General features: G+C 68.3%; 15 protein-coding genes. 11 read left to right on the forward strand and 4 right to left on the reverse strand.

The window, feature by feature from the left end:
- Positions 1–8: 8 nt before the first annotated feature.
- The 3 genes from C9424_RS16460 (at position 9) to pdxS (ending at position 2,395) form a co-directional block, all read left to right on the forward strand.
- Positions 9–629, forward strand: a complete 621-nt coding sequence (locus C9424_RS16460) for an HIT family protein (protein ID WP_091252325.1) — start codon at positions 9–11, stop codon at positions 627–629.
- Positions 622–1,260 (forward strand): phosphatidylinositol phosphate synthase, encoded by a 639-nt coding sequence (pgsA, locus tag C9424_RS16465; protein WP_116767973.1) that lies wholly within the window; start codon positions 622–624, stop codon positions 1,258–1,260. The genes C9424_RS16460 and pgsA overlap by 8 nt, the downstream gene beginning before the upstream one ends.
- Positions 1,261–1,468: 208 nt before the next feature.
- A complete protein-coding gene (gene pdxS / locus C9424_RS16470) occupies positions 1,469–2,395 on the forward strand; it encodes a pyridoxal 5'-phosphate synthase lyase subunit PdxS (RefSeq protein WP_116767974.1) in 927 nt (308 codons plus the stop codon).
- Between the two features lie 326 nt (positions 2,396–2,721).
- Here pdxS and C9424_RS16475 read toward each other — a convergent pair whose 3' ends face one another.
- Complete coding sequence (locus C9424_RS16475; protein ID WP_116767975.1) at positions 2,722–4,734, reverse strand: M3 family metallopeptidase; 2,013 nt, start codon at positions 4,732–4,734, stop codon at positions 2,722–2,724.
- Positions 4,735–4,816: 82 nt separating this feature from the next.
- Here C9424_RS16475 and C9424_RS16480 point away from each other — a divergent pair, with 82 nt between their 5' ends.
- The 3 genes from C9424_RS16480 to C9424_RS16490 are packed head-to-tail and all read left to right on the forward strand — an operon-like array spanning position 4,817 to position 7,800.
- Complete coding sequence (locus C9424_RS16480; RefSeq protein WP_116767976.1) at positions 4,817–6,088, forward strand: CapA family protein; 1,272 nt, start codon at positions 4,817–4,819, stop codon at positions 6,086–6,088.
- A gap of 11 nt (positions 6,089–6,099) precedes the next feature.
- A complete protein-coding gene (locus C9424_RS16485) occupies positions 6,100–6,951 on the forward strand; it encodes an alpha/beta fold hydrolase (protein ID WP_237563509.1) in 852 nt (283 codons plus the stop codon).
- A 12-nt stretch (positions 6,952–6,963) separates the two neighbouring features.
- A complete protein-coding gene (locus tag C9424_RS16490) occupies positions 6,964–7,800 on the forward strand; it encodes an alpha/beta fold hydrolase (protein WP_161958239.1) in 837 nt (278 codons plus the stop codon).
- Positions 7,801–7,855: 55 nt separating this feature from the next.
- Here C9424_RS16490 and C9424_RS16495 read toward each other — a convergent pair whose 3' ends face one another.
- Genes C9424_RS16495 through C9424_RS16505 form a run of 3 tightly spaced genes read right to left on the reverse strand, consistent with a single transcriptional unit; the run spans position 7,856 to position 10,444 of the window.
- Entirely contained in the window at positions 7,856–8,344 is a 489-nt protein-coding gene (locus C9424_RS16495) for a GNAT family N-acetyltransferase (RefSeq protein WP_116768005.1), read from the reverse strand.
- Between the two features lie 19 nt (positions 8,345–8,363).
- A complete protein-coding gene (locus tag C9424_RS16500; protein ID WP_272914157.1) occupies positions 8,364–9,158 on the reverse strand; it encodes a type 1 glutamine amidotransferase in 795 nt (264 codons plus the stop codon).
- The gene (locus tag C9424_RS16505) at positions 9,155–10,444 is read right to left on the reverse strand and encodes a Mur ligase family protein (RefSeq protein WP_116767978.1); all 1,290 of its coding nucleotides are present in this window, start codon (positions 10,442–10,444) and stop codon (positions 9,155–9,157) included. Before C9424_RS16505 ends, C9424_RS16500 begins: the two co-directional genes overlap by 4 nt.
- A 92-nt stretch (positions 10,445–10,536) precedes the next feature.
- Here C9424_RS16505 and pdxT point away from each other — a divergent pair, with 92 nt between their 5' ends.
- The 5 genes from pdxT to ruvB all read left to right on the forward strand — a co-directional run bounded on the left by pdxT (position 10,537) and on the right by ruvB (position 14,482).
- Complete coding sequence (gene pdxT / locus C9424_RS16510) at positions 10,537–11,238, forward strand: pyridoxal 5'-phosphate synthase glutaminase subunit PdxT (RefSeq protein WP_116767979.1); 702 nt, start codon at positions 10,537–10,539, stop codon at positions 11,236–11,238.
- Between the two features lie 3 nt (positions 11,239–11,241).
- Positions 11,242–11,997 carry a YebC/PmpR family DNA-binding transcriptional regulator gene (locus C9424_RS16515; protein WP_091252341.1) on the forward strand — a complete coding sequence of 252 codons (756 nt, stop codon included), beginning with the start codon at positions 11,242–11,244 and terminating at the stop codon, positions 11,995–11,997.
- A 45-nt stretch (positions 11,998–12,042) separates the two neighbouring features.
- Positions 12,043–12,621, forward strand: coding sequence for a crossover junction endodeoxyribonuclease RuvC (gene ruvC, locus C9424_RS16520; protein ID WP_116767980.1), 579 nt, complete (start codon positions 12,043–12,045; stop codon positions 12,619–12,621).
- Positions 12,622–12,720: 99 nt separating this feature from the next.
- The gene (gene ruvA / locus C9424_RS16525) at positions 12,721–13,365 is read left to right on the forward strand and encodes a Holliday junction branch migration protein RuvA (protein WP_116767981.1); all 645 of its coding nucleotides are present in this window, start codon (positions 12,721–12,723) and stop codon (positions 13,363–13,365) included.
- Positions 13,358–14,482: a Holliday junction branch migration DNA helicase RuvB gene (ruvB, locus tag C9424_RS16530; RefSeq protein ID WP_116767982.1), complete on the forward strand. Its 1,125-nt coding sequence runs from the start codon at positions 13,358–13,360 to the stop codon at positions 14,480–14,482. The genes ruvA and ruvB overlap by 8 nt, the downstream gene beginning before the upstream one ends.
- Positions 14,483–14,616 lie beyond the last annotated feature (134 nt).

Here is a 14,616-nt window from a genome sequence, read left to right on the forward strand (position 1 = left end):
GGCAGCGCGTGCAGGAATCCACAGGGGCCGGGCCGGAGTATCCGGGCGACCACGCCGTGACGGACGACTTCGGCCTGGCCGGGGTCCCGGACGCTTTCCAGCGTCTGTGGACCCCGCACCGGATGGCGTACATCAAGGGGGGCCAGCACCAGTTCAAGAACGTGGACGACTGCCCGTTCTGTGTCGCGCCCGAGCGGGAGGACGAGGACTCCCTGATCGTGTACCGGGGACGGACCAGCTACGTGGTGCTGAACCTCTTCCCGTACAACCCGGGTCACCTGCTGATATGCCCGTACCGGCACATCCCCGATTACACCGATCTCACGGTCGAGGAAACGGCGGAATTCGCCGAGTTGACCCAGACGGCCATGCGGGTGTTGCGTAAGGTCGCCAACCCCACCGGCTTCAATCTGGGCATGAACCAGGGCGTCACCGGCGGGGCGGGTATCGCCGGCCACCTGCACCAGCATGTGGTGCCGCGCTGGGGCGGGGACGGGAATTTCTTCCCCATCATTGCCCAGACCAAGGCGATCACGCAGACGCTCGGCGAGGTTCGCCAGCAGGTGGCCGACGCCTGGCCGCAGGAAATGCCCGCGGAGCAAGAGGCAGCCGGGGAGCAGGATGCTTAACAGGCACGCGCGCGGGTTCTTCACCGCGCTGTTTTCTCCGGTGGCCCGCTGGCTGCTGAAGATCGGCGTCTCCCCGGACGCCGTGACCGTGGTGGGCACGCTGGGTGTGGTGGTCGGCGCGCTCGTGTTCTACCCGCTCGGGCAGCTCTTCTGGGGAACCCTGTTCATCACGGCCTTCATTTTCTCCGACGTCATCGACGGCATCATGGCACGGATGCAGCACCGCGGCGGCCGGTGGGGCAACTTCCTGGACTCCACCCTGGACCGTGTGGCCGACGGCGCCCTGTTCGCCGGCGTCGCCGTCTGGTTCTTCACGGGAGGCGCCAATCCGCCGATCGCCATTGCCGCCGTCGTCTGCCTCGTGCTGGGCATGGTGGTCTCCTACGCCCGGGCCAAGGCCGAAGCCCTGGGTTTTCACGCCAATGTCGGCATTGCCGAGCGCGCCGAGCGGCTAGTGTCCGTGCTGGTGGTCACGGGACTCACCGGACTGGGCTTACCCACCGTGGTGCTTTTCGTGACCCTGTGCCTCCTCGCGACGGCGAGCCTGGTCACCGTGGTCCAGCGCATCATGACCGTCCACCGCCAGTCGCTGGAGGAACCGGACGGCACCGCCTCCGAACGCGCCGCCTGAGCCTGCCATGCGGCGTCCCGGCAGACCCGCGGAATCCCCGGTCCCGGGCGCATTTGGGCTGCTGTAACCAGAATTCTGCCGCGCCCCGGCCGGGGGCTAGTATTAGCTTTACCGGCCAATGGATCCGGTAATCCGGTGTGTGCGAGGCACGTCATGAACGTGCCGTCCGCGCCCCGGCGAGGTCATCTATCTACCCATAGGGGTTTTTGTGTCTACACCTGATGTAAGCAGCGAAGCCGGCGCGTCCGCGAAGAACGTCACGGGCAGCAGCCGCGTCAAGCGCGGCATGGCGGAGATGCTCAAGGGCGGCGTCATCATGGACGTCGTCAACGCCGAGCAGGCCCGCATCGCCGAAGACGCCGGTGCCGTGGCCGTGATGGCGCTGGAACGTGTTCCGGCCGATATCCGTGCCCAGGGCGGCGTGTCCCGCATGTCCGACCCGGACATGATCGACAAGATCATCGCGGCCGTATCCGTGCCGGTCATGGCCAAGGCCCGGATCGGGCACTTCGTCGAGGCGCAGGTCCTGCAGTCCCTGGGCGTGGACTACATCGACGAGTCCGAGGTCCTGACCCCGGCCGACTACACCAACCACATCGACAAGTGGAAGTTCACGGTTCCCTTCGTGTGCGGTGCGACCAACCTCGGTGAGGCGCTGCGCCGCATTAACGAGGGTGCGGCGATGATCCGCTCCAAGGGTGAGGCCGGCACCGGGGATGTCTCCAACGCCACCACGCACATGCGCCAGATCCGCGCCGAGATCCTCAAGCTCGCCTCGCTGCCCGAGGACGAGCTCTACGTCGCGGCCAAGGAACTGCAGGCCCCGTACGAACTGGTCAAGGAAGTCGCCGCGACCGGCAAGCTCCCGGTGGTGCTGTTCACCGCCGGCGGCATCGCCACCCCGGCCGACGCCGCGATGATGATGCAGCTCGGCGCCGACGGCGTATTCGTCGGCTCCGGCATCTTCAAGTCCGGCAACCCGGCCCAGCGTGCCGCCGCCGTCGTGAAGGCCACCACCTTCTACGACGACCCGGACGAGATCGCCAAGGCCTCCCGCGGCCTGGGCGAGGCCATGGTCGGCATCAACGTCGACGAGATCCCGCAGCCCCACCGCCTCGCAGAGCGCGGCTGGTAGTTCGCGCCTTTGGGGGCGCCGGACGGCGCTGATCCTCTGCCGTTCGACTGCTTCTCCACAGACTCGGCGCCAAGGCGCCTCGTCAATGGAGCCTCTGCCATTCGACTGCTTCTCCACAGACTCGGCGCCGAGGCGCCTCGTCAATGGAGCCTCTGCAGTCTCTCTTATTAAGCCAAGAGAGTCTGGCGCGATAGTCGCCAGCTGCTAACGACGACGCCGGCCCGTCACCTTTCCAGGTGGCGGGCCGGCGTCGTTTCCCCGTCGGTTGCTCCGCAAACGCCCTTTAGAGCCTCCAAAAGGGCGCCTGTGGAGCAACCGATGAAGGGTCAGTCGAGGCCGCGGCGCTTCAGCAGCGGTTCGAGGTCCGCGTCCCGGCCGCGGAAAGCACGGAATGACTCCAGCGGGTCCCGGCTGTTGCCGCGGGAGAGAAGCTCCGCCCGGAAGAAGTTGCCGTTGTCGCGGCTGAGGCCGCCATGTTCCTTGAACCATTCCACGGTGTCGGCGTCCAGGACTTCGCTCCAGATGTAGGAGTAGTAGCCGGCGGCATACCAGCCGCCGGCGAAAATGTGCTGGAAGTAGCCTGTCCGGTAGCGCGGCGGGATCAGGCTGTGCGCGATACCCGCCGCGGCGAGGGCCTTGGCTTCGAATTCCACGGCATCCTCGGGGATGTCGGAGCCGTCCAGGACATGCCACGCCAGGTCCAGCAGGGCCGCGCCGAGGTATTCCGTGGTGCCGAAGCCCTCGCCCCAGAGCTGCGCGGCGTTGAGTTTGTCCACGGTTTCCTGCGGCAGGGCCTCGCCGGTCGCATGGTGGCGTGCATAGTTGGCCAGGACCTCGGGCCACATGATCCACATCTCGTTGACCTGCGACGGGTATTCCACGAAGTCCCGCGCCACGTTCGTACCGGAGAACCGCGGATAGGTGACGGCGGAGAACAGGCCGTGGAGGGCATGGCCGAACTCGTGGAACGTGGTGCGGAGCTCGTCCAGCGTCAGCAGGGTGGGCTCGCCGGCCGGCGGCTTGGAGATATTGAGGTTGTTGATCACCACCGGGCGGGTGTTCAACAGTCCGGACTGCTCCACGAGGGAGTTCATCCACGCGCCTCCGCGCTTCGTGTCCCGCGTGTAGTAGTCGCCCAGGAACAGGCCCAGGTCCGTGCCGTCGGAATTCTTGACCTCCCAGACGCGCACGTCCGGGTGATAGCCGGCGAGGTCGTCGCGTTCGTGGAAGGTGACACCGTACAAGGCGTTCGCCGCGAAGAACACGCCATCGTTCAGGACCCGGTCCAGTTCGAAGTACGGGCGCAGGGCCTGCTCGTCCACGGCGTACCTCTCGCGCTTGACCTTGGCCGAGTAGTACGCCCAGTCCCAGGCCTCGAGCGGGTGCCCGGCGGCCTCGGCCAGCGCCTCGGCCTCCGCGTCGGCATTGCGGACGGCGGCAGGGGCCAGCCGGCTCATCATGTCCTGCACGGCCTGAAAGTCCGGTGCCGTCTGCCGGTCGACCGTCAGCTCGGCGAAGTTGGCGAACCCCAGAAGGCTCGCCTTCTCGGCGCGGAGTCGGACCATGTCCTTGACCAGGTCGAGCACATCGAAGCTGCCGCCGTCGCTGCCGCGGCCGATCGAGGCATCGTAGAGCCGCCGGCGGACATCCCGGTTCGAAAGGGCGGCCATGGCGGGCTGGTTGCTGGGCTGGATCAGCGTCAGCAGGAACTTGCCCTCGTGCCCGGCGGTCCGCGCGGCCTCGGCGGCGCTGGCGATGTCGTCCTCGGGCAGGCCGGTGAGGTCGGCGGCGTCATCCAGCAGCAGGGCAGCAGACTTCATGCCTTCCTTGACACGCTGCCCGAACTCGGTGCCGAGCCTGGCAAGCTCGGCGTTGATGGCCTTGAGCCGCTCCTGGCCGGAGTCGTCGAGCTGGATGCCCGAGGCACGGAACTCCTTGAGGTATTCTTCCACGAGCCGGGCGGACTCCGCATCCAGGGCGGTCGTGTCCAGCGCCGCGAAGCGTTCGTAGAGCCCACGGTTGAGGTACACCGCATCCTGGTGGGCGGAGAAGAGCGGGGACAGGCGGGTCTCGAGATCGCGGATGGCATCCGAGGCGTGCGCGGAGACCAGCGTGAAGAACGGGGCGGCCGCCCGTTCCAGGAGCCGGCCGGAACGTTCCATGGCCAAGGCGGTGTTCTCGAACGACGGGGCCGCCGGCTCGGACACGATGGCCTGGATCTCGGCGAGATGCTCGGCCAGTCCGGCCTCAACGGCCTCGGCGTAGTGCGCGTCTTGGATCTGCGCGAAAGGCGGCAGGCCGTAGGGCAGGGTGCTGGGGCTTAGGAGGGGATTGGTCATGAAGCGACTCTTTCATGCAGGACGCGGGTTCTCAACGATCCCTTCAGTGTGTTGTGATTCCGCCCACCGTAGGATGGCCGGCATGGGGAACCTCAGTGCCGGTCTGCGCGGCCGGATCGTTGCCGCTGCCTCAGCCGTTGTCTCAGCCGTTGGCCTGGCGGTGTTGTTGGCATCCTGCGGACTCGTCGCCGGACCGGGCGAACCAAGTCCGTCGTCGGCTACCGGCAGTACCGGGGAAGCGGCAGAGGGCGCCGGGCCGCCGTCGGGCACGCCTACGCAGGCGCCGACGCCGACGCAGGGGAGGGGTCCCGGCTGTGCGGCCGTCCGCTGCACCTCCGTCTTGGTCACCGGGGACATGCTGGTACACCCCCAGCTCTGGCAGCAGGCCCGAGAGGACGCCCGCGCGTCCGGTGCGGCGGGGCTGGACTTCGGGCCGTTGCTGGAAGGCCAGCGGCGCTACATCGAGCAGAGCGACGTGGCGATCTGCCATCTGGAGACCCCGGTGGCGGGCCCGGACGGACCATTCTCCGGGTATCCCTCCTTCAACGTACCGCCGCAGATTATCCACGCCGTGCGGGGTGTGGGCTATCAGGCGTGCACGACGGCCAGCAACCACACGGTTGACCGCGGCACCGCTGGCCTCGTCCGCACCCTGGACGCCCTCGACGCCGCCGGGCTGCGGCACACGGGCTCATACCGGACCGAGGCGGAGTCGCAGGGAGTGCTGATCCTGCAGACTCCAGCGGCCAAAATCGCCGTCATCGATGCCACGTACGGCCTCAACGGGCTGCGTGCCGAGCAGTCCTGGCAGGTCGACCTGCTCGATCCGGCCGCAATGATAGCAAAGGCGCGCAGGGCCCGGGCATTGGGCGCGGACATCGTGCTGGGGGTCATGCACGCCGGCGATGAGTACTCCAGTGAGCCGAACGCCCAGCAGCAGGAGGTCGCCCATACGCTTGTGGACAGCGGACAGTTCAGCATGATCTACGGTCACCACAGCCATTCGGTGCTGCCGATCGAGAAGTACAAAGGCACGTGGATTGTGTACGGGCTCGGTAACGGCATCACGGAACTCTCGCCGTCGTTCGTGGTTAACAACGAGGGCCTGTTGGTCCGGGTGCAGTTCAGCCAGGACGCGGCCGGGGCCTGGGCTGCCTCGGACCTGGCCTGGGCGCCGACGGTGGTAGTCCGCGGACCCTACCGCTGGTGTTCGGTGGCTGCCGACGCGCCGCAGGGCCGTTGCGCAGGTGCGGCGGCGGACGCCGCCACGCGCCGGCGCACCACGGCAGTGGTGGAGTCGATGGGCGCCGCGGCGGCGGGCGCTCACGAGCTTATTCTTTCCCGGAAGCTCTAAGCTTGGGCGGCATGGAGATGCTCAACGAACGGCGGCGTACCGTCGCCTCGGACGCGGCTGAGCTGGCCGTGTTCGAGTTTGGCCCGGAACCGGGCCCGGACGTGCCCACCCTGCTCCTGGTTCACGGCTACCCGGACGACCACCGGGTCTTCCTCCCGGCCATCCGCGAGCTGGCAACGACGCATCACGTGGTGGCCTACGACACTCGCAACGCCGGGGCCTCCGCCGTTCACGGCCCCGGCGGGGACTATTCACTGACGGCGCTCGTGGACGACGTCTTCGCCGTGCTGGCCGAGTCGGGCGCCGAGGCGGTCAATCTCGTCGGGCACGACTGGGGGTCGATCCAAGGCTGGGCAGCCGTGCAGGACCCCAGGGCGGCCGGCCGGATCAGCTGCTACACGAGCATTTCCGGCCCCGACCTGGGGCACTTCTCCCGCTGGATCCGGCGGCGCGTCCGGAACCCGCGGGCCTGGCCGGAGCTGGCAGGGCAGCTCCTGCGCAGCTGGTATGTCGGGGCGTTCCTCGTCCCGGTCCTGCCGGAAGCCGCGTGGCGGCTGTTCTTGACCCGGCGCTACGAAAGGACGGCCAAGCGGGACGTCGGCAATGATCCCGTCCGGGGCCTGGCCCTGTACCGCAGCAACTTCCGCGGCCCGCGGAAACCGGCCGCCCCGGTCCGGGTGACCGTTCCGGTGCAGGTCGTGGTGCCGCTGAAGGACCCGTTCCTGGCGCCGGGCCTCGTCGAGGGGCTCGAAGCGTGGGTGGACGATGTAACAGTCACCAGGGTGGACGGCGGGCACTGGTGGCCCGCCACCCGGCCGGCCGAGTTCGCGGCACTGTTGCGGCAGCCGGGAGCAACGCCTTAGGGCGGCATGGTGATGGCAGGGTTGACCGGGGACGAAAGATCACCGCGGAACGGGGTGTTCCGCAACGGGATGGAATACGTGACGTGGGGGCGGGGCGCGAAGTCCCTGCTGCTCGTCCAGGGCGGGCCGGGGAGCTCCGTGCCCCGGGGGCTGCTGGGAACCCTGTTCCGGCGGGAGTTTGATGCCTACCTCAAGGCCGGCTACGCCGTCTGGATCGTCACCCGCCGGCGCAACATGCCGCCGTCGCACACGGTCGCCGACATGGCTGAGGACTACGCGCGGCTGATTGCCGAGGACTTCGGTGGACGGGTGGACCTGGTGGTGGCCGAATCCTTCGGCGGAATGATCGGGCAGCATCTGGCCGCCTTCCACCCGGAGTCCTTCCGGCACATCGCCTTGGTGGTCACGGGGGCCGAGCTCAGCACGTGGGGCAAGGACGTGGACCACCGGATTGCTGCGGCCGTCACCGGCGGCGATACGGCCGGCGCGGGGACTGCCCTGGCGGAGTACCTCTTCCGCGGTCCGCGCACGCACTGGCTGCGGACGCTGGTAGGACCCGTCGTCGGCAGGCGCGTGATGGGCCGTTCCGGCTGCCCCGCCGCGGACGTGCTGACCGAGGCCCGGGCCGGGCTGGCCTTCGACGCGCGGTCCCTTCTGCCGCTGATCCGGCCGCCTGTCCTGCTGCTCTGCGGCGGCCGGGACGCGTTCTTCCCTCGGTCCGTCATCGAGGAGACCGCGCGTCTGATCCCGGACTGCACCCTCACCGTCTATCAGCGGTGGGGCCATGTCCGGACGGCATCCAGCAGACGGGTGCCCCGGGACGTCCTGGCTTTCGTCCGGGAGTGTTGATAGCAGACCGGGCCGGTGGACAGCTACGCGAACCAGACCGGCACCGGCCCGAGGGCTACCCGGCGGCGGCCGGCTGTTCGGCGTCGGCGGTGAGGTCGAGGGTCATGAAGACGCTGTGGGGATCGGGCTCGTAGCCGGCGAACGGCGGGCATTCCGCGAAGCCGTGCCGCCTATAGAGCCGCCGCGCGGGGGCGAAAAACGCGTGGCTGCCCGTCTCGAGGAACAGCCGACGGTACCCACTGCTCCGGGCCTCCGCCAGGAGATGGCGGAGCAGCGCCGCGGCGACGCCCTGCCCGCGCGCCGGTTCCGCGGTGCGCATCGACTTGATCTCGCCGTCGCCGGTAGCCAGGTCCTTCAGTGCCGCGCAGCCAAGAAGCCATGAGCCCTCCCGCGCCGTCCAGAAGCTGACACCCGGTCCGGCCAAGGCGGCGGGATCGAGGGCGTGGACGCTCTCCGGCGGGGAGGTCGCGTACATGTCGGCCAGGTGCCCGGCCAGAAGCTGCCGGACGTCCTCCCGCTCGGGGGTGTCCCGCTCAATCAGCATGCCGTCGCCTGCGAAGGAATCAGCGTGGCCGGCGTGCGGCGTGTTCACGCGCCAGTACCGCGTAGGAGTCGTCCGGTGTGCCAGGCGTGAAGCTGCCGTACTTGCGTTCGACGGCGGTCCGGATCAGGAAGTCGGCCAAGGCCGGGTTCTTGGGGAGCAGCGAGCCGTGCAGGTAGCTCGCCACGATGTTGCGGTAGCGGGCGCCTTCCTGGCCGTCGGTGCTGTTGTTGCCGGTGCCTTTGGCCGTGGTTCCGAGCGGCTGCACGCCCGGTCCCAGGGTGGTCTGGCCGCTGTGGTTCTCGTAGCCGAGGATGTTGCCGAACTCGGGGGAGGAGACGGTGACGTTGCCGATCAGGCGTTCGTCGGTGCCGTGGGTCTCCACGTCCAGGATGCCGATGCCGGGGATGACGGAGCCCAGCCGGGTCTTGAAGAACTTGCCGAAGAGCTGGTAGAGCCCGCAGATCACGAGCATCGGGGTGCCGTCCTCGGCCAGTTGCTTCAGCGTGGACTCGCGGGAGAGAAGGTCATCCTGGATGACGAGCTGTCCACTGTCCTGCCCGCCGCCGCCCACAATGAGGTCCACGTCCGCGGGGAACGGGTCGCCGACGTTGTATTCGAGCAGTTCCGGGGTGTAGCCGTGCCAGCGCAGCCGCTGGGCCAGGACCAGGGCGTTGCCCCAGTCGCCGTAGATGTTCATGTCCCGCGGGTAGAGCTGCAGGACCCGGATGGTTCCCTTGCCCGGGGCGGCGGCGTCTTCGGGCGGGAGCTCGTGCCCGAAGGAGAGCTCGTGCGATTCCGGGGACTGGGGGGTCATGAGACCACCTCCACTGTGGTGATTTTGGACAGCTCGCGGCGGATGGCCAGCATGGCCGTATACGTGCAGAAAACCCGTTTCGGCTTGCCCTGGGCGCCGCGGATGAACGCGGCCAGCGCCGGCGCGATCTCCGTGTCGACGGCGCCGATGGCGACGTCGTCATACTGCAGGCGCAGCGCCATGTCGTAGGCGCGGGAGCCCGTGAGCTGGTCCACGCCGCCATCGCGGAGGGTGTCGAATTCGACGTCCCACAGCCAGGACATGTCCCGGCCGTCGGCGTAGTTGTCGTTGATGGCAATCATCGTGGCGTACCCGGCGGCCGGGAAGGATTTCAGGCCGAGCCGGAAGCCGCTGGGGTTCTTGACCAGCACCAGCTCCAGCGGCAGGCCATCGACCACAAGGCTCTCGCCGCGGCCGAACGCCGGCGCCACCTGGGACAGCGCTGTGAGCAGTCCTGCCTGGTCGGTGCCCGTGCCGCGGGCCCCTGAAATCGCCCGGGCCAGGGTCAGCGCGGCGGCGGCGTTGAAGATGTTGTAGACGCCGCGTAGCTTCATCGCCGTGGTGACCGTCCCGCCGTCGTACTCGAAATCGGCGTCATCGACGCCCACGCGGCGCAGCACGACGTCGGCGGCCGGCCGGGCGGGGGCGGCCGGGACCGGGCTCCCCGGGGCCGCACGCATGTCGTCGTCGTTGGGGAAGGTGCTCAGGAGGGAATCGTCCAGCCCGAAGTAGAGCACCTCCGGCCCGTCCAGGGTCGCCGCGATCCGGGCGACGCGGGGGTCTTCCCGGTTCAGGACAACGGTGCCGGTGGTTTTGGCGGCGATGTGCTGGAGGAGCTCGGCGGTTTTGTCGATCTCGCCGAAGCGGTCCAGCTGGTCCCGGAGGACATTGAGCAGGAGGCTGTAGCGCGGCGGGACCTTGTTCACGAAGTGCACCGCGTGCGCCTCGTCCAGTTCCAGGACCGCGACGTCGGCATCCAGCCGGCCGCGCCAGTCCACCTCGCCCAGGAGCGCCGCGGCCACGCCGCGGGTGAAATTGCTGCCGGTGCGGTTCGTGAAGACCTTCAGTCCCTGGCTCTCCAGCAGTTCCACCACCATCTTCGTGGTGGTCGTCTTCCCGTTCGTGCCACTGACGACGGCGACCCCCAGGGGCAGCGTGGACAGTGTCCGTTGCATGAAGCCGGGATCGATTTTTTCGACCACAAGCCCGGGAAGGGCCGAGCCTCCGCCCCTGAGCCGGGAGACCCGGCGGACGAGCTTGCCGAGCGGAACGCTGAAGTAAAGCATGCTCTGTAATATATCCCAGCAGAGGCATGGAACCCGGACGCCGGGGCCCGTTGCATGCGTCCCCGGCAGTCGCGGCACATTATGCTGTGGGGATGACCACCCCCTCTATTTCCCCTGAATCCCGCGCGGGAACAGGGCTCCGGATCGGCGTCCTGGCGCTTCAGGGCGATTTCCGGGAGCACCTGCATGCCGTTGAGGCCGCCGGCGCCTCGGGCGTCGGGGTCCGCCGCCCCGCCGAACTTGACGGCCTGGACGGACTCATCATCCCCGGCGGCGAGTCGACCACGATCGACAAGCTCTCCAGGATCTTCGGACTCCGCGATCCGCTGCGCGAGCGCATCCGGGCCGGCCTGCCCGTCTACGGCTCCTGCGCCGGCATGATCCTGCTCGCGGACGAGATCGCGGACCCCGCGACGGATCTCGCCGGGAACCCGCAGCAGACCTTCGGCGGGCTCGACATCACCGTCCGCCGCAACGCCTTCGGCCGGCAGCGGGAGTCCTTCGAGACGGACCTCGACTTCAAGGGGCTGGAGTTCAGCGCCGACGCCGGTGCCGTGGCTCCGGTCCACGCCGTCTTCATCCGCGGTCCCTGGGTGGAGCGCGTCGGCGAGGGCGTCGAAGTCCTGGCCCAGGTGGAACCCTCCAAAGCCGGCCACCCCGAGTCGTTGGACGGGACGGCTAGAATTGTTGCTGTGCGTTCCGGCCAGCTGCTGGCGACCTCCTTCCACCCGGAAGTGACAGGGGAAAAACGCGTGCACGAACTGTTTATTCGAATGATCAGAGGAGAAGCGTAAAGCATGTCAGGCCACTCCAAATGGGCGACGACCAAGCACAAGAAGGCCATCCTCGATAGCCGTCGGGCCAAGTCCTTCGCCAAGCTGATCAAGAACATCGAAGTCGCCGCGCGCATGGGCGGCCCGGACCTTGCCGGCAACCCGAGCCTGGAACTCGCTGTCACCAAGGCCAAGAAGACCTCGGTGCCTGCTGACAACATCGACCGCGCCATCAAGCGCGGAGCCGGCCTCACCGGCGAGGTCGTCGACTACACCGAGATCATGTACGAGTGCCGCGGCCCGCAGGGTTCCGCACTGCTGATCGAGTGCCTCACGGACAACAAGAACCGCGCCGCCTCCGAGGTCCGCCTCGCCATCTCCCGCAACGGCGGCACGATCGCCGACCCCGGTTCGGTCAGCTACCTCTTCAGCCGCAAGGGCGTCGTCTCGCTGCCGAAGAACGGCCTGAGCGAGGACGACGTCCTGATGGCGGTCCTCGACGCCGGTGCCGAGGAAGTCAAGGACAACGGCGACAGCTTCGAGATCCACTCCGAGCCCACCGACCTGCAGGCCATCCGTGACGCACTCAAGGAAGCGGGAATCGAATACGACACCGACGAGGCCGAGTTTGTGCCCTCGATGCAGGTGCCGCTGGACCTCGACGCCGCCAAGAAGTTCATGAAGCTCGTCGATGCCCTGGAGGAACTCGACGACGTCCAGAACGTTTACAGCAACGCCGACCTCAGCGACGAAGTGCAGGCCGCGCTGGAAGCCGAGTGACCCGCTCAGCTCGTGATTTTGAGGCCCGGTCTTGACGGACCCAGCGTGACGCTGCGCGTCCTGGGCGTTGACCCGGGCCTCACCCGTTGCGGCATCGGTGTGGTCGACGTCGAAAAGAACCGGCGCGCCACGATGGTGGCGTTCGGCGTCGTGGGAACCTCGCCCGAGGAGAGCCTGGACCAGCGCCTGCTCGTCATTGCCACGTCCATCGACGAATGGCTGGACCTTTACGAACCGCACGTCCTCGCCGTGGAACGGGTCTTTTCCCAGCTCAACGTCAGCACCGTCATGGGTGTGGCCCAGGCCTCCGGCGTGGTCATCGCGGCCGCCGCGCGCCGCGGCATCCCGGTGGCGCTGCACACGCCGTCGGAAGTCAAGGCCGCCGTCACGGGAAGCGGTACCTCCAACAAGGACGCCGTCACCAAGCTGGTGACCAAGATCCTCCGGCTGGATGCGCCGCCGCGCCCGGCCGACGCCGCCGACGCCCTCGCCCTGGCCATCACCCACGCTTGGCGTGCCGGGAGCGGGGCCGCGGTCGCGACCACGGGGCCGGGGAGCCAGTCCCTCACCCCGGCCCAGCGGGCGTGGGCCGAGGCGGAGGCAAAAGCGCGCCGTGCGCGCTGAATGTCCGCGCCGCTTGCTACGCTATTCGTAGATATGTTCGGATAACCGGGTTGCCCTTCTTTATTTGCCCGGTTTCGCTGTAACCCCAGGAGCCCGGCTTTGATCAGTTTTCTTCGCGGAACCGTAGCGCATGTTGGCCTGTCCTCCGCCGTGATCGACCTCAACGGGGCCGGCATGAGCGTCAACGCCACGCCGCAGACCCTCAGCAGCCTCCGGGTGGGGGACGAAGGCAAGCTGTTCACGTCCCTGATCGTGCGCGAGGACTCGCTGACGCTCTTCGGCTTCGCGAGCGACGACGAGCGGGAAGTGTTTGATGTCCTGCTCAGCGTCAGCGGCGTCGGACCCCGCCTCGCACTGGCCGTGCTGGCCGTCCACGAACCCGAAGCCATCCGGGTGGCCGCCCACTCAGGCGACGGCAAGGCCTTCACGAAGGTCCCGGGCATCGGACCCAAGGTGGCCGGCCGGATTGTGCTGGAACTCGCCGGCAAGCTCGTACCTCACGGCACCGCGGGTGCATCGGTCCCGTCGGTGTCCGCCGAGTCCGTCTGGAAGCCGCAGGTCATCGCGGCGATGACCAGCCTTGGCTGGTCCGAAAAGGATGCCGCCGCCAGCATCGACAAATCACTCGCCGATTCCCCCGAACTGGCCGCCAACGGCAACGTGGCGGAAATCCTCCGCGCAACCCTGCGGTGGCTGGGCCAGGACGGCGCCCGCGCCGGGAACCGGGTAGGCGCGCGTGGCTGAGCCGTCGATTGTCACCGGGGGAGAGGAGCCGGAGGAGCGCGCCATCGAAGCCGCGTTGCGGCCCAAGAACCTCCACGACTTCGTCGGCCAGCACCGCGTCCGGAAGCAGCTGTCCCTCGTCCTGGAAGCCTCGCGCATGCGAGGCCGCAGCGCGGACCATGTGTTGCTCTCGGGTCCGCCGGGCCTGGGCAAGACGACGCTGTCCATGATCATCGCCGCCGAAATGAACGTTCCGCTGCGGATCAGCAGCGGGCCGGCCATCCAGCACGCCGGCGACCTCGCGGCCATCCTGTCCTCGCTCTCCGAGGGCGAAGTCCTGTTCCTGGACGAAATCCACCGCATGTCCCGGCCGGCAGAGGAAATGCTGTACATGGCCATGGAGGACTTCCGGGTCGACATCGTCGTCGGCAAGGGCGCCGGCGCCACCGCGATCCCGCTGGAGCTGCCGCCTTTCACCCTGGTCGGAGCCACCACGCGGGCCGGCCTGCTTCCCGGGCCGCTGCGTGACCGCTTCGGCTTCACCGGCCACCTCGAGTTCTACTCCGTCGAGGAGCTGGAACTCGTCCTGCGCCGTTCGGCCGGGCTGCTGGATTTGAAGGTCAACTCGGCAGGATTCAGCGAGATCGCCGGACGGTCCCGGGGCACGCCGCGCATCGCCAACCGGCTCCTGCGGCGGGTCCGTGACTGGGCGCTCGTGCACGGCATCGAACAAATCGATGCCCGGGCGGCGTCCGCGGCCCTGGACATGTACGAGGTGGACAAGCGTGGCCTGGACCGGTTGGACCGTGCTGTCCTGGAAGCCCTCATTACCAAGTTCGGCGGCGGGCCCGTGGGCCTGTCCACCCTCGCGATCGCCGTCGGCGAGGAAACCGAGACCGTGGAAACGGTCGCCGAGCCCTACCTCGTTCGCGAGGGGCTGCTGGGCCGGACCCCGCGGGGCCGCATTGCGCTGGCGCCGGCATGGACCCACTTGGGCTTCGCCGTTCCCGCCGGCGTCTTCGGACAGGACCCGCTGGAATTGTTCCAGACTGACGAGCCGGACGACGCCGCGCAGGGGGAGCCCGGCGCCGACATCGCTGAGGAAACAGGTCCGGAGCGGATCCGAAATAGCCGCTAACACCCTTCCTCCAGCTTTTCCCTTTAGACTGGTATGACGCTCGGCACGTTCGGGTTTTGTTTCCGTGGGCGGAGAGCAGGTAGCCGCCGGCGGTTGGGGGATGGTCTCTCTGCCAGCTTGCTGTGCAGGCCTCT

This window comes from Arthrobacter sp. H-02-3, assembly GCF_003097355.1.
GTDB classification, from domain to species: domain Bacteria; phylum Actinomycetota; class Actinomycetes; order Actinomycetales; family Micrococcaceae; genus Arthrobacter; species Arthrobacter humicola.